Genomic DNA, 19,252 nt, shown 5'->3' on the forward strand with positions numbered 1-19,252 from the left:
ATCGCGGCAACTTTGAGATAGGTCTCATTGATCGTACCCGCGGAATAGATTTAGCGTCGAAGGCAAGACCTTTCTACGGATGGATCCACATTTGGCTGAGCACGCGTTGTTTCGGCGAGAGGTTTTGCAGGCGCGGGCACCCGCGACCGTCGGCGCTATTCGTCTCGCCACGCCACTATCACACCGCGTATGGGCCGCTCTTGGGGTGTGCTTTGCCGCCAGTCTGTGCGTGTGGCTTGGAGTGGGACACTACACGCGGCGCGAGCGCGTTGTTGGCAACCTGACGCCCCAGGCGGGCCTCCTCACCGTCTCGGCGCGAGTCCTCGGTAACCTCGCAACGGTACATGCTACCGAAGGCGCGACAGTACGCGCGGGGGATGCGCTGGCCACCATCAGTACTGAGCGCAGCAGCGCCACCTTTGACGATACGGCGGCGGACATTAGCGCGCAGTTGCGTCAGCAACAGGAACGCTTACAAGCGGACATCGACGGCGCGCAGAAGCTGGCGGGCGTGCAGGCCAGCGAATTGCGTAAGCAGATCATCACCTTTGACCGTCAATTGGTCCAGGTGAATGCACAGATTGCGGTGGAACGGCGCCAAGTAGCCGAGCTATCGGCCCTTCTGTCCCGCTTCGAGGGCCTCGGCAACAAGGGCTATGTGTCGGTCATTGAGGTGCAGCAGCAGCGCAACCAAAAGGCCAATGCAGAACAACAAGCGCAGGCGTTTATGCGCCAGCGTGTGGAGCTACAGCAACAAAGAGATAGCGCGCGTAACCAGTTGAACGAACTGCCGCTCACGACAGCCGCCAAGCTCAACGACCTGCATCGCCAATTGGCGCAAGTCAATCAGTCGCTCGCACAGAACGAATCCGAGCGCACCTCAGTGTTACGCGCGCCCGCCGACGGTGTCGTATCTGCTGTACTGGTCAAGCCGGGACAGACGATCACGCCAGGCCAAGCCGTAGTGTCGCTGGTGCCGAAGGACTCGGTGTTGCAGGCGCAATTGTGGGTGCCAAGCAAGGCAATTGGCTTTGTACATACTGGCACGTCCGTCGTGCTCCGCTACACCGCCTACCCTTACCAAAAGTTTGGGGCGCAGCGCGGCACCGTGACGGCCGTCTCACGTAGTGCCCTGACGCCCGCGGAACTAGCCGCGGTGCTCGGTCAAGCCTCCGCGCAAGAATCGCTTTATCGCGTCGATGTGGCATTGCCTGCCCAACACATTGACGTGTACGACCAGCCGGAAAGCTTGAGGCCCGGCATGGCGGTGGAAGCAGATTTGCTGCTCGAAGAGCGCCGCATGGTTGAATGGATCTTTGAGCCGCTTTATGGACTCGGTCGCCGCTCTTCGGGTGGTCACGCATGACGCGAGCAGTGGCCACCGATAACAAGGAGGTCATCCTGGCTGCGCGCAGCCCGGTGGCGTCACCGGTCGACGACGCCGTAGCAGGCCCCTTACTAAGTTGGCGGCGGCGGCTGCCGATGATTCGGCAAACCGAGGCGGCCGAATGCGGGCTCGCATGTGTCGCCATGATCGCGGCGTACCATGGCCAGCATCACAGCCTGCAGACACTGCGGCGGCGCTTCGCTACATCGCTCAAAGGTATGACGCTGACGCAGTTGTTGGCAGTAGCACATGGGCTGGGTTTGAATGGCAATCCAGTGCGGCTAGAACTAGACGAAATGCGGCAATTGTCAGTGCCATGCATCTTGCACTGGGATTTGAATCATTTTGTGGTGTTGCACAAAGCAACCGCGCGCGACGCCGTGATTCATGATCCAGCGGCGGGCGAGCGCCGGCTGAGCTATGACGAACTGAGCAAGCATTTCACGGGTGTAGCCATCGAGCTTTTTCCGTGCCCTACGTTTGAGCGCAAGGCGCCGGCCACGGAGATGTCGCTACGTGCCCTGACGGGCAGCGTGTCGGGATTGAAAGGCGCGTTGCTGACAGTATTCGCCTTGGCACTGGCGTTGGAGCTGTTCGGCTTACTCGGACCGCAGTTCATGCAAATCACAGTGGATAACGTGATCGCCGATGGTGATCACGACCTTTTGATGTTTCTTTCCGTGAGCTTCTTGGTGCTTCTGGTGTGGCAAGTCGGGCTATCGGCGGTACGTAGCTGGACAGTGGTGTGTCTGAGTACGCGATTCAACCTTCAATGGACAGCCAACGTTTTTCAGCATCTATTGCGCCTTCCGCAAGCGTACTTCTTGAAACGCCATCTGGGCGATGTGGTGTCCCGCTTTGGCGCCATCGGGGTGATTCAGCAAACTCTGACGACACGCGCAGTGGAGGTAGTGCTGGACGGAATCATGGCGTCGCTCACGCTGGTGATGTTGTTGCTGTATAGCCCACTGTTGACGGCGCTCACCGTTGCCGGCTTGGCGTTGTACGGCCTATTTCGCGCGCTTACTTATCGGTTTTATCGCGAAAAGAACCTCGAGCAGGTTGTGCTGGCCTCCAGGCAGCAGAGTCAGTTCATGGAAGCTGTACGAGGCGTGCAAACCATTCGCCTTTTTAATCAAGTACCCCAACAATCGGCGCGGTTCATCAACGCCACCACGAACACACTCAATGTTGGCGTGCAGGTGCAGCAGTTCGGCCTTGTATACGGTTCGCTGCAAGGCCTGTTGAGCGGTGCGCTACGGATTGGCCTGTTGGGCACAGGGGCACGGTTAGCACTGGACGGCCAGTTCAGCGCGGGCATGCTGATGGCATTTCTGGCCTATAGCGACCAGTTCATCAGTCGGGCCAGCAACCTAGTCGACTACGCCATCGAACTGCGCATGTTGCGCATCCAGGCGGAGCGGTTAGCCGACATCGTTATGACGCCCACGGAGGCAGATACAGATGGTACTTACATCGGTCCGCTGCCGGCCCCGTCGCTGTCATTCGACTGCGTGAGCTTCCGCTACGCCGACGGCGAGCCGTGGGTGGTGAATGATTGTAGCTTTCATATTGAGGCGGGACGGTCTGTTGCGCTGACCGGCCCTAGCGGCTGTGGCAAAAGTACGCTCGCGCGCTTGATGTTAGGCCTGGTCGATCCCGACCGCGGGCACATATACGTCGGCGGCATCCCGTTGAAGAGTTTGGGCAAGTCGACGTTCCGGCAGATGGTCGGTTGCGTGATGCAGGACGACGCACTTATAGCGGGCTCCGTTGCCGACAACATCAGCTTCTTCGCTGAAGACGCTTCGCAAACGCGAATTGAACAAGCAGCGCGGCTGGCCCAGATTCATGACGACATTGCGGCCATGCCGATGGGCTACCACACGTTGTGCGGGGACATGGGCGCTGCGCTGTCCGGTGGCCAGCGTCAGCGCTTGCTGCTCGCGCGTGCCCTGTATCGCAAGCCACACATTTTGATTCTGGACGAAGCGACCAGTCACCTTGACGTGGCATGCGAAAGACGCATCAACGCCATGCTGCGTGAGCTAAACATCACGCGAATCTACGTGGCTCACAGGCCAGAGACGATTGCGGCAGCGGATTACATCCTGGCCGTTGAAGATGGGAGAACTCACGAAACCGAGTGCGCGCAACCTGAAGAGCGCACAAGCCAAAGTGAATTCGCCCGATAGTTCTCGCCCGCAAGGGCAGGATACCGAATGTCTGGGCGGGCAATTCCAGACAACTACTAAGGAGACGCGCAATGCGTTCTATTAGAGCTACTGAGTTCGAAAACATTAGTGGTGGTAGCACTGCCGATGGCAATATTGGCACGGCTCGTTATATCAACGGCAAGCTTGTTCTGCCGGACGCTTGCTCGACTGCTAACCTCGTCAGTAATGTTCAGGCCGGAGCAATCACTGGCGGCATTGGTGGCGCCATTGCTGGAGCAGCCAGTGGGCCGGGCGCCATCCTTTCCGCTGCGGGCGGCGCGGTCTTGGGGGCCGGCCTGGGCGCAATGACTGCATCGATTAATTGCCGAAATGCGCTTAGCGTTCGATAAAGTGTGACCTCTATGCCGCCCACTTTTAAGCAGAGAGGCGGCATAGAGCCCCGATATCTGACCCCAGTGGGTGCGTATATGAAACTCGACAGACGACGTCAGATTGCTGATCGCGGGATCGTCTCTTTTATGCTTGTTTTTGGAATTGGTCTTATAGGCAGTATTAGCTTTATTTCTTACTGCGGTATGCATTTACTAGCTGGAGAAGGGCTCTCTTTCTTCCGGCTTCGTGAATTTGCATTCTCGTCTATGCTCAATGGAACTCTTATCGGTCTCGGCTTCTGGTTTATATTATTCTTACCGCATAAGAGCGATCTTTGACGAAAGCCTCGGGGGTGGCCCAAACGGCGGCTCGCTCAACATTCATTTGATGAGAACTAAAGTGGTCAGAGAACTAAAGTGGTCAGAGCGATTTTCTACTGAGAGATGAGTACCCCGACCACTTTTCTCGAGAAGGGTGGTTCGGTGCTCCTTCTTGTCCTGCGAGGTGGCTAATTGAATGAGAAACTATTCAGATTGGTATTTCTATCTCTTCTCGCACTTATGTTCGCGACTCTTGCAGCAAGGAACCTTTCCACACATAGCATCAAAGTATTCGTCTATGGTGCGATAGCTATGATCTGCTGTATTGAATTACTTAAGTCGCGCACGGATCGACGTTAGATCCTTGCCATGACGGAGTCAGGTTCAGGTCTATCGATGGACTTCCATTTGAAAGGTGAACCTGACCCGTTTTTGGCACCGTAGTGGCGGTGGGGTCAGATTCACTTCAAAGGCGGCGAGAAGTGAACTTGACTCCATTATTGCCGTTCTTTGGATGGGCGGTCGCATTTGCCCCGCCCATTTCCTTTTGTCGCGCCACAACCACCGGCAGAGCGCCTTCAGCCGCTCACAGCACTCCCCTCCTCCAGCTCCAACATCCCCCAGGCAATTTCCGCAGCCCGCTCGTTCAACATGCAGAGCGCCGCAAACAGGCCCTCGGTCAGTGCGGGGGAGAGCGGCAAGTTGGCGGGCGGATAGCCGGACGAGCTTTCCTGGATGAGCCGGTAGGCCTCGCTGTTGGCCAGCACGCAGGACACGGCCTGGATGCCTTCGGCAAGCGTTGCGCTGGTGGCCGCCAGACGCTGTGCCGGTTCTGGAAACTCGTCGAAGATCCAGTAGCGGCGGCTCAACGGGTTGACGGGTTTGCCTGGGTTGGGTGTGGCAGCGTTGCCGCGTATGCGCCCCGTGTGTTTGGACTTGGCCATGATCAACGCCTTAGTAGTTGGTCGTGGTTAGCGGACCGTCATCCACGAGAGGGCGGTAAGCGCGGATCACAGGCTTGGCCTTCTCCAAGTCGTAGCGCGCCTGAAGTGCCAGCCAATAAAAGGCGGTGGTGTCGAAGGTCAGCGAAAGGCGCAAGGCGATCTTTGGCGTGATGGGTTGTGTGTCGGCGATGAAGGCTTTGATCTGATTGGACGGTATGCCGGTGCGGCGGGCGAGTTGGGCGGGGTTGAGTGCGTTGGGGATCAGGTACGCGTGCAGCAGGATGTCGCCGGGGGCTCGCAGGGGTTGCGAGGGGTCGACTTCCGAATGCGGGGTGAGCTGGATCAGTTCCATGGTGGTTCCTCCCTGTCGGACACGGCCGCACAGCGGCTCAGCGCTTACAGCGCTCCGTGTCAGTGAATGCTTGGCAACTTTGTCGGTGATCGCCCGAATGCGGCGCATCGCCATGCCGGCCGATGCGCTGCAACGGCGATCATCGGAGGCGTGTGGTGTTCACTCGAGGCTCGTCACCGAGCAGCCGGGCGTATTGCTGCAGGCAGTGGATGGCCGTGCCCAGGCTGGCCGTGACGGCCATGGGAAGCGGCCATGGCAGCGCTCTGCCGGGGAATCCCCGCGACTGCGCGTGGCGGCACTGCTCGCTGTCGAGACGCAGGCGCGTGAAGGTGAGCACCGCCAGGGCGATGTCACCGCGAGTGACAAGACGCGGGGTTTCTGGCCATGCAACAGACGTGCATGATGAGTCGCCGGGCGGAGGAGTGAGGGTGTCGTCAGGGGGAACGGACGAGCGAATGCGTACCGTATGATCGCGGGTAGCCATGATCAACTCTCTATAAGTTGGTGATGGTTAGCGGGTCGTGGGTGTTGCAAGCACACACGGCCCGCGCCTCATGACCTGGTGGTCATGGTCATTCGCGAGGGCGTGCAATACGACAGCGCGAATGACTGACTGACCCTAACAAGCAGGGTTGGCAACGTCTGTCAGGGATCGGCGAGATGGGTGTCCACCTGGGTGAGGTGATGCGTGACGGCGCAAGGCCGGCTAGACGTCAGCACCATGTCTCTACCCGTCCGCGTTATTCAGCGCCTTGATCACGTCCAGATAACGCGACCTGCCTTGAACTACGCCCGGACCGGCGAGCCTATGGCAGCGGTCCTCTGGGGCATTACCTGACCCGGCCTTTCCTGAGGGAGTCATGCTGATGATTCGCATATTGCTTCTGGCGTGCCTGTTCGCGGGCGCCAGCCTGCCCGTTGCTGCAACCGTTCAACCCTTTCCGCCATCGTTCCGCGTCCAGGACATCCAGACGGACGGGGCCACCATCCACGTTCGCGTTGGCGGGAAAGGGCCCGCCGTTGTCCTGCTGCATGGCTTTGGGGACACCGGCGACATGTGGGCGCCGCTGGCGGCGGACCTGGCGCGCAATCACACCGTCGTCGTGCCCGATCTGCGTGGCATGGGCCTGTCCTCACATCCCGAAAGCGGCTACGACAAGCGCACACAGGCCGCGGATATTCGCAGCGTGCTGACCAAGCTAGGCATTGATCACTCGGCCGTGGTGGGGCACGACATCGGCACCATGGTGGCGTACGCCTATGCCGCCCGCTATCCGGACAAGACCGATCGCCTTGTGGTGATGGATGCCCCCGTGCCCGGCATCCCGCCGTGGGACCAGATCGTGCGCTGGCCTGCGCTATGGCATTTCGATTTCGGAGGCCCGGATATGGAGCGCCTCGTTGCGGGCCGCGAACGCATCTACCTGGACCGGTTCTGGAACGAGTTCGCCGGTGATCCATCGAAAATGGACGAAGCATCGCGCCAGCACTACGCCGAACTCTATGCCCGACCGAACGCCATGCACGATGCGTTCTCGCAGTTCCGCGCCTTCCGCAAGGACGTCGAAGACAACCAGGCGGCCATGGCGACCAAACTCACGATGCCCGTGCTCGCGATCGGCGGTGAAAAGTCGTTCGGCGCAAACGAAGCCATTGTGATGCGCAATGCCGCCACCAACGTCACTGAGCTGGTCGTCCCACATGCCGGTCACTGGCTCATGGAGGAAGCCCCCAGCACCACCATCGCGGCGGTTCACAACTTCATCGACGGTAAGCCTGTGGCAGCTGCGGGGGCGAAGTAGGCCAGAACAAACGGGGCAGAACACTTTTTCTGGAAGCTCACTGCTTCAGAACTAGGTCGCGTGGCGAAGATTCGGCCACGAAGCAAGGCTGAAAAAGTGTTCTGACCCCTTTTGTTGTTTCGCCCTACGTCGACAAACACAGCAAAGAGCTATTCGGCAATGGGGTGGGATTGGAAGTGGATGATGACTAGGCGTCCGGAGCGCGTGCATCTTTACGAATGCACAGATGCAAAAGGGATCAATATTTTCGCGTACACCCCGCAAACCGGGTAAAGAAAAAGGGCTTGCAGCGATGCAAGCCCTATTTCCTTGGCTGAGAGGGCGGGATTCGAACCCGCGGCACGCTTGCAAGTACGCCTGATTTCGAGTCAGACGCTTCTCACCCGCACTTGCTATACCCACAATTCAAACAAGTCTGACACCCATCCATCAGCACCAGCGCCTGCGTATTGCACTTGGCGCAAAGGGTGGCGCCCGGCGGGAAGCCGGTGGGGGATTCGGTGGCAGCGGTTTCCGTGGTGGTGGCAGCAGCCTTCTTGCCGCTCGTCACCGCCTCATAGGCAGCGCGCTTCTCGGCGACCAGCTTGCGGGTGGACTCGTCCATTTCCGGGTCGTGGATCAGGCCGATCATCTTCATGTGTTGCTCGATGACCGCGCCGATCTCGGCGACGATGGAGGGCATGTAGACGCCGCCGGCTTTGAAGTAGCCGCCGCGGGGGTCGAAGACGGCCTTCATCTCTTCGACCAGGAAGGTGACGTCGCCGCCTTTGCGGAACACGGCGGAGAGGATGCGGGTGAGCGCCACGATCCACTGGAAGTGGTCCATGTTCTTCGAGTTGATGAAGATCTCGAAGGGGCGGCGCTGTTCGTAGGGGGTGCCGACGTTGAGCACGATGTCGTTGATGGTGACGTACAACGCGTGCTCGAACAGCGGTGACTTGATCTTGTAGGTGGAGCCGACCAGCGTCTCGGGACGCTCCAGGCTCTCGTGCATCTGGATGATTTCCGCCTTGGGCGCTTCCTTGGAAGCTGCCGGTGCAACGGCGGGCGCAGCGGCGGACGCGGCCTTGTCCTCGGGCTTTACGACGTTGTAGCCCTTGATCTTCTTTTCGATCTTGATCGCCATGGTGTGTTCTTCCGACGGGTTGGCGGCGCGGCGGTTTGTTTGGCTAAGAACCGGCGTCTTGAGGTGGTCGCGCGTTTGGGCGGTGTCGCTACTGGATTCCGGCCTGCGCCGGAATGACGAACTTTTAAGAACGATCCGGCCCGGCGTGTTCAGCGCCGGGCCGGGTCGCGTTACGGCTTACTTACGGCGTGCGGCTTTCTTGGCGACCTTGCGGACGGCCTTCTTCACGCTCGCCTTCTTGCTGGCAGTGGACCTCTTGACCGCCTTGGCGGCCTTCTTACCGGCGACCTTGCGGACCGCCTTCTTAACGGCGGCCTTCTTGGCCGTCTTTTTGATGACCTTCTTGACGGCCTTCTTGGCAGCGGACTTGCGCACTGCCTTCTTCACGGCCTTCTTGGCGACCTTCTTGGCGGCTGCCTTCTTGACCGCCTTCTTGGCGACCTTCTTGGCAGCTGCCTTCTTGACGGCCTTCTTGGCGACCTTCTTGACGGCGGCCTTCTTGACGGCCTTCTTCACGGTCTTCTTGGCAGCTGCCTTCTTCACGGCCTTCTTGACTGCCTTCTTGGCGGTCTTCTTGCCGGCGGCCTTCTTCACAGCCTTCTTTGCAGCAGCCTTCTTGGCCGGAGCAGCCTTCTTGGCCGCGGCCACCTTCTTCTTGGCGCGAGCCTTCTTGGGCTTGGCTGCCGCGGTCACTTCGACCACGGGAACCTCGACCGGCGCGTCTACGACCTGGGCGGTTACTTCTTTCACATCAAACTCGGTATCGATGGACATGCGTGTTATCCCCTCCGACGTGGATTCTGGACTTTATGTTGAGCCTTGCCGCAAGGACACTACGGTATTGCTCTTGGCAGTGGGCTGACACCCGAGATCAGGTATCGCGGATAGTTTAGAACTTTCCGTAATACCCTTCCTTCAAGGCATCGAACAAATTGGCGGCGGTATGCATTTCGCCGTCGTATTCCACTTCTTCGTTGCCTTTCAGTTCGACAACACTACCGTCCTCCAATTCGAAGCGGTAGAGGGTGCTCTCAAGGTCGGCTTCTTTAACCAGCACACCCTGGAACGCCGCGGGGTTGAAACGGAACGTGGTGCATCCCTTCAAACCCTGCTTATACGCGTAAAAATAGATATCTTTGAAATCTTCGTACGGGTAGTCGGTGGGGACGTTCGCCGTCTTGGAGATGGACGAGTCCACCCACAGCTGCGCCGCCGCCTGGATGTCGACATGCTCCTTGGGCGAGATGTCGTCGGCCGAAACGAAGTACTCGGGCAGCTTGGACTTGGCGTCGTCCGAGTAGGGCAAGGCATCGGCATTGATCAGCGCGCGGTAGGCCAGCAGCTCGTAGCTGAAAACCTCGACCTTCTCTTTGGTCTTGCGGCCTTCGCGGATCACGTTGCGCGAGTAGTGGTGCGCAAAGCTCGGCTCGATGCCGTTGCTGGCGTTGTTGGCCAGCGACAGCGAGATGGTGCCCGTGGGCGCGATCGAGCTGTGGTGGGTGAAGCGCGCGCCGGTTTCGGCGAGCTCGGCCACCAGGTTGGGCGCCACGCTGGCGATACGCTGCATGTAGCGGCTGTACTTGGCGTGCAGCACGCGGCCGGGGATGGTGTCGCCGACCTTGTAGCCGTCGGTGGCCATTTCCGGACGCTTGCGCAGCATCTCGCCGGTGACGGTGTAGTCACGGGTGAGCACGGGCGCGGGGCCCTTTTCCTTGGCCAGGTCCAGTGCCACTTCCCAGCCGGCGACGGCCATCTCGCGGGAGACTTCTTCGGTGAAGGCCACCGACTCGGCGGTGCCGTAGCGCATCTTGAGCATGGTGAGCGTGGTGCCCAACCCTAAGAAGCCCATGCCGTGGCGACGCTTGGAGAGGATCTCGTGGCGCTGCTGTTCCAGCGGCAGGCCGTTGATCTCCACCACGTTGTCGAGCATGCGGGTGAAGATCTTCACCACTTCGCGGTATTCGTCCCAGTCGAAGCGGGCCTTGGGGCCGAAGGGGTCGCGCACAAAGGTCGTCAGGTTTACCGAGCCCAGCAGGCACGAGCCGTACGGCGGCAGCGGCTGCTCGCCACACGGGTTGGTGGCGCGGATGTGCTCGCACCACCAGTTGTTGTTCATCTCGTTGACCTTGTCGATCAGGATGAAACCCGGCTCGGCAAAGTCATAGGTGGACACCATGATCATGTCCCACAGGTGGCGCGCACGAATGTGCCCGTACACTTTGCAGGCCACCAGGCCGTCGTCGCGGCCCACGTAGTTTTCGTGGGTGGGCCACTCGCGCCAGACGATTTTCTCGGCGTCGGTGAGGTCGACTTCGTCCTTTTCCTTGACGTGCACCGGGAAGACGAGCGGCCAGTCGTGATCGTGCTCCACCGCCTGCATGAAGCCGTCGGTGATCAGCAGCGAGAGGTTGAACTGGCGCAGGCGGCCGTCTTCGCGCTTGGCGCGGATGAATTCCTTCACGTCCGGATGGCTGACGTCGAACGTGCCCATCTGCGCGCCACGACGGCCACCGGCCGAGGACACGGTGAAGCACATCTTGTCGTAGATATCCATGAAGGACAGCGGGCCGGAGGTGTACGCACCGGCGCCGGACACATACGCGCCGCGCGGACGCAGCGTGGAAAACTCGTAGCCGATGCCGCAACCGGCCTTCAGCGTGAGACCGGCCTCGTGCACCTTCTCCAGGATGTCGTCCATGGAGTCGCGGATGGTGCCGGACACGGTGCAGTTGATGGTGGACGTGGCGGGCTTGTGTTCCAGCGCGCCAGCGTTGGAGGTGATGCGGCCGGCGGGGATCGCGCCACGGCGCAGCGCCCACAGGAAGCGTTCGAACCAGTGGTCGCGCAGCTCCGGCGTGGCTTCCACATCGGACAGGGCGCGGGCGACGCGCTGGTAGGTTTCGTCCACGCTGCCATCGACCGGCGCGCCGGACTTCGCCTTCAGGCGGTACTTCTTGTCCCAGATATCGTAGGACGCAGGCTGCAGCGGAATGACGGTATCGCGGGTTACGGCTGGTGCACGCGCGGTGCTCATCGGCTTCCTGACCTCTCGGTTTGGCCTCACGGCCCCGTGTTGGTGTTGTTCTGTTCGGCTAAGCCGCTCGTATCGGGTCGCGCCTGAAAAGCAAAAGCCGCGCGTAGAGCCCGATCCTTGCGTTCCCTGCCCGACCCTTCGGCTACTCCCCCCTGAGAGTGCCCTGTGACACCAGCTCTTGGGTTTAGGCCCGGCCTAGTCACACAAGATGTTGTGGTCGCGAACGAGGGAAAGTTACCGCTGCCCTTTCGCCTTGTAAAGTAAATTCGTCAATACCAAACGGTGGAACCGCCGACGCCGCGCCGAGTCGAATGACCAACGATTCGACCCACGCACAAGGAGTCCCCATGTTTCTTCGTTTCGTCCGCCGACTGGCCGCCGCGGTTTTGGTGTTGATTGCCGCGACACCCTTCGCCAGTCACGCCGCGCTACCCGTGTCGATCGATGGACAACCACTGCCTTCGCTGGCGCCGATGCTGGAGAAGGTGACGCCGGCGGTGGTGAACATTTCCACCAAGACGCGGGTGCAGGTGCGCGATCCGTACTTCGACGATCCGCTGTTCCGGCAGTTCTTCGGCCTGCAGGGTTCGCCGCGTTCGCGGGTGGAACAGAGCCTGGGTTCGGGCGTGATCGTGGATGCGGCCAAGGGCTACATCCTCACCAACAACCATGTGGTGGGCGGCGCCGACGACATCACGGTGACGCTGCAGGATGGCCGCGACTTCAAGGGCAAGCTGGTCGGCACCGATCCGGACACCGACGTGGCGGTGGTGCAGATCCAGGGTACGAATCTGCAGGCACTGCCGATGGCCGATTCCGCGCAGCTGCGCGTGGGCGACTTTGTCGTGGCCGTCGGCGATCCATTTGGCCTCGGGCAGACGGTGACCTCGGGCATCGTGTCGGCGCTGGGCCGCTCGGGCCTGGGCGGCACGGGCTATCAGAACTTCATCCAGACCGATGCCTCGATCAACCCCGGCAACTCCGGTGGCGCGCTGGTGAACCTGCGCGGCGAGCTGGTCGGCATCAACACCATGATCTTCTCGCCGTCGGGCGGCAACGTGGGCATTGGCTTTGCCATCCCCACCAATCTCAGCACGGAGGTGATGAAGCAGCTGATTGTCCACGGCAAGGTCAACCGCGGCAACCTGGGCGTGGAAACGCAGGACATCACGCCGCGCATCGCCAAGGTGCTGGGGCTCAAGGACAGCAACGGCGCGGTGGTTACGCGCGTCAACTCCGGCTCGGCGGCGGAGAGTGCGGATATCCAGGTGGGTGATGTGATCACCGCGCTCGATGGCAAGCCGCTGCGCAACGCGCAGGATCTGCGCAACGCCGAAGGCCTGCTGCCGCTGGGCAGCACGGTGACGCTTGCGGTGCAACGCAATGGCGCGGTGCGCAACGTCAGCGCCAAGCTGGTGCCGGAGAAACTCGCCACGGTGGATGGGGCCAAGCTCGATGCACGACTGACCGGCGTGACCTTCAGCGAGCTCCCGCAGAACCTGCGCTCGCAAGGCCTGGGCGGTGTGAGCGTGAGCACCGTGCGTGCAGGCAGCCGCGCGGCGCAAGCGGGCCTGCAGGCGAACGACGTGGTGATCGGCATCGGCAACCTGCGTATTCCCGACCTGCGCACCCTGCAGCAGCTGGCAGGCGTGAATCCGCGGCAGCTGGTATTGGTGGTGTCGGGCGATGATGGCGTGCGCTACGTAGATATCCGTTGATGTCACTCCCCGCCGCGACAAGGCGGCTCATGTCGCAATGGAGCTGCGACAGGCCGCTTTGTCGTGACATGCGGGAACGGGGGATAAACGCGACTGGCGATGCGTGTCCGTCGTCGCGTTTTTCCACGATGCAAGGGCAGGAATTCGCTTGCGGTTTGCGTGCAGGCTGGCTGAAATAGCCGAGTTACACCTTTCTTGCACGCACGCCCAGCTAAGGCGGCCTGCGAACCATCATCATCATTCGAGGTTCCCCACCGCCATGTCATCACGCATTTCCCGCCTGCTCATCGTTGCGATGCTTACCGCATTCGCAACCACCGGCGCCCTCGCGGCCGCCAAGACCACCAAGACCACCAAGAAGCCGACCACCCCGACCGCACCGGCACTCGTGTGGCGCGGCGACTACGCCACCGCCCGTGGCGTGGTGGAAGACGTGAGCAAGGCCTGGGAAAAGAGCGGCAAGGGCCGTATCGAAATCCAGCCGTTCAACACCGCCTCGGGCCTGGACGCCGTGGCACACGGCCTGGCCGACATCGCCGGCAGCGCGCGCAACAGCGCCGGCGGCACCGAGACCGACCTGGTGTTCACGCCGGTCGCGTTTGACGCGCTGGTGATGATCACCCATCCGTCGAACGGCACGGGCAACCTCACCGTCAAGCAGCTGCACGACATCTACTTCGGCAAGATCACCAACTGGAAGGACGTCGGCGGCAAGGACGCGCCGATCAACCTGTATGCCGTGGCCAGCCCGGGTGACGGCGTGGAATACAGCCTGCGTCGCCTGATCTTCGGTCGCGGCAACCAGCCGGTGGCCGCACCGCGTCTGTACGTCAACACGGCCAAGCTGGAAGAAGCCGTGACGCTCGACCCGAATGCACTGGGCGTGACCACCCTGTCGGGGGTGGCCAGCAACAGCAAGGTGAAGATGGTCAGCGTGGACGGCGTGCGTCCTAGCCTGTCGACTGTCACCGATGGCAGCTACGTGCTGTACACCCCGCTGTATCTGGTCACCAACAAGGAAAGCCCGAAGGCCGCGCAGATCACTGCCTTCATGGAATTCCTGCACACCGACGAAGTGCGTTCGCTGGCGCGCGCCCACCAGCTGGTGCCGTACACCGATGCACCGCAGCTGGCCCAGAACGACAAGACCCGCCGCGAGAAGCTGCTCGCCGAGAACGGCATCAAGATGGACGTGGTCGCCGATCCGATCCCGACGGCAACGCCGGTGACCGCGCCGACCGCACCGACGGCCGCTGCCGTAACCTCGCCGACGGCTGAAAAGGGTGGCGCTACCGGCCAGACCTACACCGTCTCCAAGGGCGACACGCTGGGTGTGATCGCCAAGAAGTACTCGGTGTCGGTGGCCGATCTCAAGAAGTGGAACGACCTGTCCAGCGACAACGTGAAGATCGACCAGGTGCTGAAGGTCAGCGGCAACTGATCGCACCGCACGTGCGCATCCGCGCCCTGACGCTCGACCTGGACGACACCTTGTGGCCGGTACTGCCGGCCCTGGAGCGTGCGGACCGCGATCTGGATGCGTACCTGCGCCAGCACTATCCCGACGTCGCGCGCGCATGGCCCATCCCGGCCATGCGTGCGCTGCGTGCCGAGGTCGCCGCCGAGCGCACCGATCTGGCCCACGACTTCACCGCGCAGCGCCACATCACCATGCAACGGGCCTTCACCGCCTGCGGCATCGACGAGGCACCGCTGGAGACGCTGTGGGAGGTTTATTTCTCCGCGCGCAACAGCGTCGAGCTCTATCCCGACAGCCTGCCCGCCCTCCAGCGCCTCGCTGGACGCTGGCCGGTGGTCAGCCTCACCAACGGCAACGCCGACCTCGATCGCATCGGCATCCGCGAACACTTCGCGCATCACATCTGCGCCCGCGACACCGGCATCGCCAAACCCGATGCACGTATTTTTGTGGCTGCCGCCGAGCACCTCGGGCTGCGGCCTGAAGAAATCCTCCACGTTGGCGATGATCCGGAACTGGACGTCGTCGGCGCCCGCGATGCGGGCCTGCGCACCGCGTGGATCAACCGCCACGGCCATCCCTGGCCCGGCCTCCTCGGCACCGCACCTGACCTCGACCTGCGCGATATGAGCGCGCTGGTGGATTGGCTGGAAGCGCAGGGTCAGTAGCGAGGCGTCGCGGCTCTTCCCGTAGCGCACCCTTGTAGGAGCGCACTTGTGCGCGACCAGCCAACGGAGCGGTACACCCCAGCGTGACGGTCGCGCACAAGTGCGCTCCTACAAGGGTGTGGCAGCCCATGCCGCGCGACCGCCTTCTCTGTGGGAGCGCACCCTGTGCGCGACAAGCCTACGGAGCGTCACACTCCAGCGTGGCAGTCGCGCACAGGGTGCGCTCCCACAGAGGTTGGCGCCAGGCGGGGAAGCCAGGCTCCCACCCAAATACCGTCTCGCCCCCGCCCCCAAAAGCGCGCATCATTAACCATCACCAAAAGCCCACCGCGCCCGCACAGCCGCCGCGCAAGGAATTCCATGTCCGTCCTGATCGAACGCAAAGCCGGCGAGCGCCAGAGCATCGCCATCGAGACCACCGACATCCAGCACCTAGCCGCCACCAAACGCCGCCTCAGTGCCGCGCAGCGTCGTTGGGTAGCGGACTCCGCCTTCGAAGCGGCGCCCGGCACGTTCGCGCTGATTGCGGATGAGAGCGGCAAGCTGGTGCGCGTGCTGGTCGGCGTCGATGCCAGCGATGCACTGAGTGCGCTGGGCGCGCTGCCGCGTACGCTGCCGGAGGCGACCTATCACCTCGCCGACGAGGGCGTGCTCAAGGACAAGCTGCAGGCCGCGCTGGGCTGGGCCCTGGGCGCCTACGAATTCACCCGCTACCGCAAGGCGCGCCGCGCGCCGGCCAAGCTCGCCATCGCCGCCGCGGACCTCGCCACGCTGCAACCGCTGGCCGAGGCCACCACCCTGGTGCGCGACCTGGTCAATACGCCGACCGAGGACATGGGCCCCAAACATCTCGCCGATGCGGTCAAGCAACTGGGCAAGACGCACAAGGCCAAGGTGCGCGAGTGGGTGGGCGATGAACTGCTCGATGCCAACTTCCCCACCATCCACGCCGTGGGCCGCGCCAGCCATCGCTCGCCGCGACTGATCGAACTGAACTGGGGCAAGAGCAGCGACCCGAAGATCGCCGTGGTCGGCAAGGGCGTGTGCTTCGATACCGGCGGCCTGGATCTGAAGCCCGCCGACGGCATGCGCTGGATGAAGAAGGACATGGGCGGCGCCGCCCACGCGATCGCACTTGCCGGCCTGATCATGCAGGCCAAGCTGCCGGTGCGCCTGCAGCTGCTGATCCCCGCCGTGGAGAACGCGGTGTCGGGTGCAGCGATGCGTCCGGGCGAAGTGATCACCACGCGCGCTGGCATCACCGTGGAAGTGGACAACACCGACGCCGAAGGCCGCCTGGTGCTGTGCGACGCGCTCACCTATGCGGGCGAGCAGAAGCCGGATCTGATCATCGACTACGCAACCCTCACCGGCGCCGCACGCATCGCGCTTGGCCCCGACGTGCCGGCGCTGTTCGCCAACAACGATGACGCCGCCGACAGCGTGATCGCCGCCGGCCGCGCCGTGAATGATCCGCTGTGGCGCCTGCCGCTGTGGCGTCCGTATCGCAAGATGCTGGAGTCCTACCTGGCCGATATCGCCAACTCCGGCGCATCGCGCCACGCTGGCGCGATCACTGCGGCGCTGTATCTGGAACGCTTCGTTCCCGAGACCACGCCGTGGCTGCATCTGGATACTTATGCGTGGAACGACGGCGACCGGCAGGGTCGGCCGCGTGGTGGTGAGGCGCTAGGTCTGCGTGCGTTCTTTGCGTTTCTGCAGAAGCGCTACAAGGGCTGAGTCGTTACCGATATCGGCAAAAAAAGGCGGCGCATGGCGGCGCCTTTTTTTGTGGGGCCGCCTCTCCCTTGTAGGAGCGCACTTGTGCGCGACCGCGGAGGTTGAGGTCATACCTGTGGTCGGTTGTCGCCGCACTTTTCTGCACAGAGGAATCGACGGAGCTCCGCGGTCGCGCACAAGTGCGCTCCTACAAAGGTAGGGGTGCGCCAGGAGGTTCGGTGGTGCGAAGAGGAGCGGTCACGCCAAGAGGCGGGCGTAGCGCGAAGCGGCTCGTGTGGCGCAGGTCGGTGACAGCATCGCCATCGACTGGCATCCTCCGCCCTATTCACCACAAGGCTTCCCCATGACGCGTCTGCGCCCTCTGACACTCGCTCTCTGCCTCGCGCTTTGCGCGGCCACCCACGCCGAAGACGCGAAGCCATCCGAACAGCCGCCGCTCACCGAACAAACGCTACGCACCGGCGGCGCGATGCCCGCCGAACAGCAGCGCGTAAACTTCGATCACGCCGAGCTGCACTTCACGGTGGATATCGCGCAGCAGAGCATCGATGCCGACGCGCGCCTCAGCTTCAGGGCGCGCGAAGCAACCGACACCCTGCTGCTCGATCTCGATCCGCATCTCGCCATTTCGAAGCTATCCGTCAACGACAAGGCATTGGCCAACGACAAGTGGAGCAATCCCGATGGGCGCCTGCGCTTGGCACTACCCAAGCCGCTCGCCAAGGGCGAGAAGGTCGTCATCGATATCCGCTATGGCGGCAAACCGCACGTAGCCAAGAAGGCGCCGTGGGACGGCGGCTTCGTCTGGAGCCACACCGAGGACGGCCAGCCGTGGGTCGCCACCGCGGTAGAAGGCGAAGGTTGCGATCTGTTCTGGCCGTGCATCGATCATCCGCAGGGCAAACCCGACCTGGTGGATACCTATGTCACCGTGCCCAAAGCGCTGGCGGCGCCAGGCAACGGTGTGTTGGTCGACATCAAGGAGCACGGCGCCACGCACACCTATCACTGGCGCGCGAAACACCCGACCACTTATGCCATCTCGCTCAACATCGGACCGTTCGACGTGCTGAAGGGCGATTACCGCAGCCGCTACGGCAACACCATCCCGATGCAGATGTGGTATCTGCGCGGCCACGAGGCGCAGGCCAAACAGCTGTTCGCCGAGTTCCCGCGCATGCTCGACTTCTTCGAGCGGGAGATCGGGCCCTACCCGTTTGGCGACGAGAAGATGGGCGTGGTGGAAACGCCGCATCTGGGCATGGAGCACCAGACCATCAACGCCTACGGCAACGGCTATCCGCGCAGCGAGTACAGCTTCGACTGGCTGCTGCAGCACGAGTTCTCGCATGAGTGGTTCGGCAACCAGCTCACCAACGCCGACTGGGACGACATGTGGCTGCATGAAGGTTTCGGCACGTATATGCAGCCGCTGTTCGGCCAGTACCTCTATGGCGACATGCCGTATTTCTCGATGCTTCAGAACGAACGCAGCCTGGTGAAGAACGCCTATCCCATCGTCGCGGGCCACAGCCAGTACGAGGAGGACGTGTACAACGCCAAGCAAGGCCCGGGCAACGACATCTACAACAAGGGCTCGCTGATGCTGCACACCTTGCGGCAGATGATCGGCGACGAGGCCTTCTTCGAAAGCATTCGCCGGCTCGTATACGGACGCCCCGATCCCAAGCCTGGCAATTTCGCGCCGCACTACGCCACCACGCACGACTACATCGAGATCGTGAACCAGGTGAGCGGCCGCGATCTCAACTGGTTCTTCGATGTGTATCTGCGCGAAGCCGCGTTGCCGAAGCTGGAGACGCGCCAGGAAGGCAACATGCTCACGCTGCACTGGCAGGTGCCGCACGACAAGCCGTTTCCGATGCCCGTCGATGTGCAAGTGGGCGACAAGCTGCTGACCGTCCCCATGAATGGCGGCAACGCCAGCATTGCCGCACCTACCGGCGCGCTGGTGATCATCGATCCCCGCAGCAAGCTGCTGCGCGAGATGCCGCATTTCGCCGATTACCAGCAGTGGAAGAAGGAACAGGCGGAGAAGAAGGCGAAGTAGCCAGCGCGAACGCTTCGGCCTTCGTCTCTCTTGTAGGAGCGCACAAGGTGCGCTCCTACAA

15 protein-coding genes are annotated in these 19,252 nt (G+C 62.1%); 10 read left to right on the plus strand and 5 right to left on the minus strand.

From position 1 onward, the window contains the following. Positions 1 to 79: 79 nt before the first annotated feature. From AC1DKY_RS18110 to AC1DKY_RS18125, 4 genes are all read left to right on the plus strand, one after another. Positions 80 to 1,366, plus strand: a complete 1,287-nt coding sequence (locus AC1DKY_RS18110; protein WP_441605031.1) for an HlyD family secretion protein — start codon at positions 80 to 82, stop codon at positions 1,364 to 1,366. Further along, positions 1,363 to 3,582 carry a peptidase domain-containing ABC transporter gene (locus tag AC1DKY_RS18115; RefSeq protein ID WP_477180027.1) on the plus strand — a complete coding sequence of 740 codons (2,220 nt, stop codon included), beginning with the start codon at positions 1,363 to 1,365 and terminating at the stop codon, positions 3,580 to 3,582. The genes AC1DKY_RS18110 and AC1DKY_RS18115 overlap by 4 nt, the downstream gene beginning before the upstream one ends. Before the next feature lie 71 nt (positions 3,583 to 3,653). Then, positions 3,654 to 3,953: a hypothetical protein gene (locus tag AC1DKY_RS18120; RefSeq protein WP_441605032.1), complete on the plus strand. Its 300-nt coding sequence runs from the start codon at positions 3,654 to 3,656 to the stop codon at positions 3,951 to 3,953. A gap of 78 nt (positions 3,954 to 4,031) precedes the next feature. Continuing rightward, positions 4,032 to 4,274 carry a hypothetical protein gene (locus AC1DKY_RS18125; RefSeq protein WP_441605033.1) on the plus strand — a complete coding sequence of 81 codons (243 nt, stop codon included), beginning with the start codon at positions 4,032 to 4,034 and terminating at the stop codon, positions 4,272 to 4,274. A gap of 560 nt (positions 4,275 to 4,834) precedes the next feature. On the opposite strand, the gene AC1DKY_RS18130 is transcribed toward AC1DKY_RS18125, so the two are convergent. Both AC1DKY_RS18130 and AC1DKY_RS18135 read right to left on the minus strand, forming a co-directional pair. After that, positions 4,835 to 5,200 carry a hypothetical protein gene (locus AC1DKY_RS18130; RefSeq protein WP_441605034.1) on the minus strand — a complete coding sequence of 122 codons (366 nt, stop codon included), beginning with the start codon at positions 5,198 to 5,200 and terminating at the stop codon, positions 4,835 to 4,837. A gap of 10 nt (positions 5,201 to 5,210) precedes the next feature. Beyond that, on the minus strand, positions 5,211 to 5,552 hold the full coding sequence (locus tag AC1DKY_RS18135; RefSeq protein ID WP_441605035.1) for a HigA family addiction module antitoxin: 342 nt from the start codon (positions 5,550 to 5,552) through the stop codon (positions 5,211 to 5,213). Between the two features lie 860 nt (positions 5,553 to 6,412). Here AC1DKY_RS18135 and AC1DKY_RS18140 point away from each other — a divergent pair. Continuing rightward, on the plus strand, positions 6,413 to 7,354 hold the full coding sequence (locus AC1DKY_RS18140) for an alpha/beta fold hydrolase (protein WP_441605036.1): 942 nt from the start codon (positions 6,413 to 6,415) through the stop codon (positions 7,352 to 7,354). 379 nt (positions 7,355 to 7,733) lie between these two features. Here the strand turns inward: AC1DKY_RS18140 and AC1DKY_RS18145 are convergent, their stop codons facing one another. The 3 genes from AC1DKY_RS18145 to AC1DKY_RS18155 form a co-directional block, all read right to left on the minus strand. After that, positions 7,734 to 8,480 carry a TSCPD domain-containing protein gene (locus AC1DKY_RS18145; RefSeq protein ID WP_441605037.1) on the minus strand — a complete coding sequence of 249 codons (747 nt, stop codon included), beginning with the start codon at positions 8,478 to 8,480 and terminating at the stop codon, positions 7,734 to 7,736. 177 nt (positions 8,481 to 8,657) lie between these two features. Continuing rightward, the gene (locus AC1DKY_RS18150; protein WP_441605038.1) at positions 8,658 to 9,254 is read right to left on the minus strand and encodes a histidine biosynthesis protein HisIE; all 597 of its coding nucleotides are present in this window, start codon (positions 9,252 to 9,254) and stop codon (positions 8,658 to 8,660) included. 115 nt (positions 9,255 to 9,369) lie between these two features. Further along, positions 9,370 to 11,514 (minus strand): adenosylcobalamin-dependent ribonucleoside-diphosphate reductase, encoded by a 2,145-nt coding sequence (locus tag AC1DKY_RS18155; protein ID WP_441605039.1) that lies wholly within the window; start codon positions 11,512 to 11,514, stop codon positions 9,370 to 9,372. A 347-nt stretch (positions 11,515 to 11,861) separates the two neighbouring features. Between AC1DKY_RS18155 and AC1DKY_RS18160 the strand changes: the two genes are divergently transcribed. The 5 genes from AC1DKY_RS18160 to AC1DKY_RS18180 all read left to right on the plus strand — a co-directional run bounded on the left by AC1DKY_RS18160 (position 11,862) and on the right by AC1DKY_RS18180 (position 19,191). Then, on the plus strand, positions 11,862 to 13,232 hold the full coding sequence (locus AC1DKY_RS18160) for a Do family serine endopeptidase (RefSeq protein ID WP_441605040.1): 1,371 nt from the start codon (positions 11,862 to 11,864) through the stop codon (positions 13,230 to 13,232). A gap of 259 nt (positions 13,233 to 13,491) precedes the next feature. Continuing rightward, positions 13,492 to 14,673 carry a LysM peptidoglycan-binding domain-containing protein gene (locus AC1DKY_RS18165; RefSeq protein WP_441605041.1) on the plus strand — a complete coding sequence of 394 codons (1,182 nt, stop codon included), beginning with the start codon at positions 13,492 to 13,494 and terminating at the stop codon, positions 14,671 to 14,673. A gap of 11 nt (positions 14,674 to 14,684) precedes the next feature. Then, complete coding sequence (locus AC1DKY_RS18170; RefSeq protein ID WP_441605042.1) at positions 14,685 to 15,380, plus strand: HAD family hydrolase; 696 nt, start codon at positions 14,685 to 14,687, stop codon at positions 15,378 to 15,380. Between the two features lie 360 nt (positions 15,381 to 15,740). Then, positions 15,741 to 17,120, plus strand: coding sequence for a leucyl aminopeptidase family protein (locus AC1DKY_RS18175; RefSeq protein WP_441605043.1), 1,380 nt, complete (start codon positions 15,741 to 15,743; stop codon positions 17,118 to 17,120). A gap of 343 nt (positions 17,121 to 17,463) precedes the next feature. Next, the gene (locus AC1DKY_RS18180; RefSeq protein ID WP_441605044.1) at positions 17,464 to 19,191 is read left to right on the plus strand and encodes a M1 family metallopeptidase; all 1,728 of its coding nucleotides are present in this window, start codon (positions 17,464 to 17,466) and stop codon (positions 19,189 to 19,191) included. The last annotated feature ends 61 nt before the right edge of the window (positions 19,192 to 19,252 follow it).

It is taken from the genome of Dyella sp. 01N448 (genome assembly GCF_056399225.1).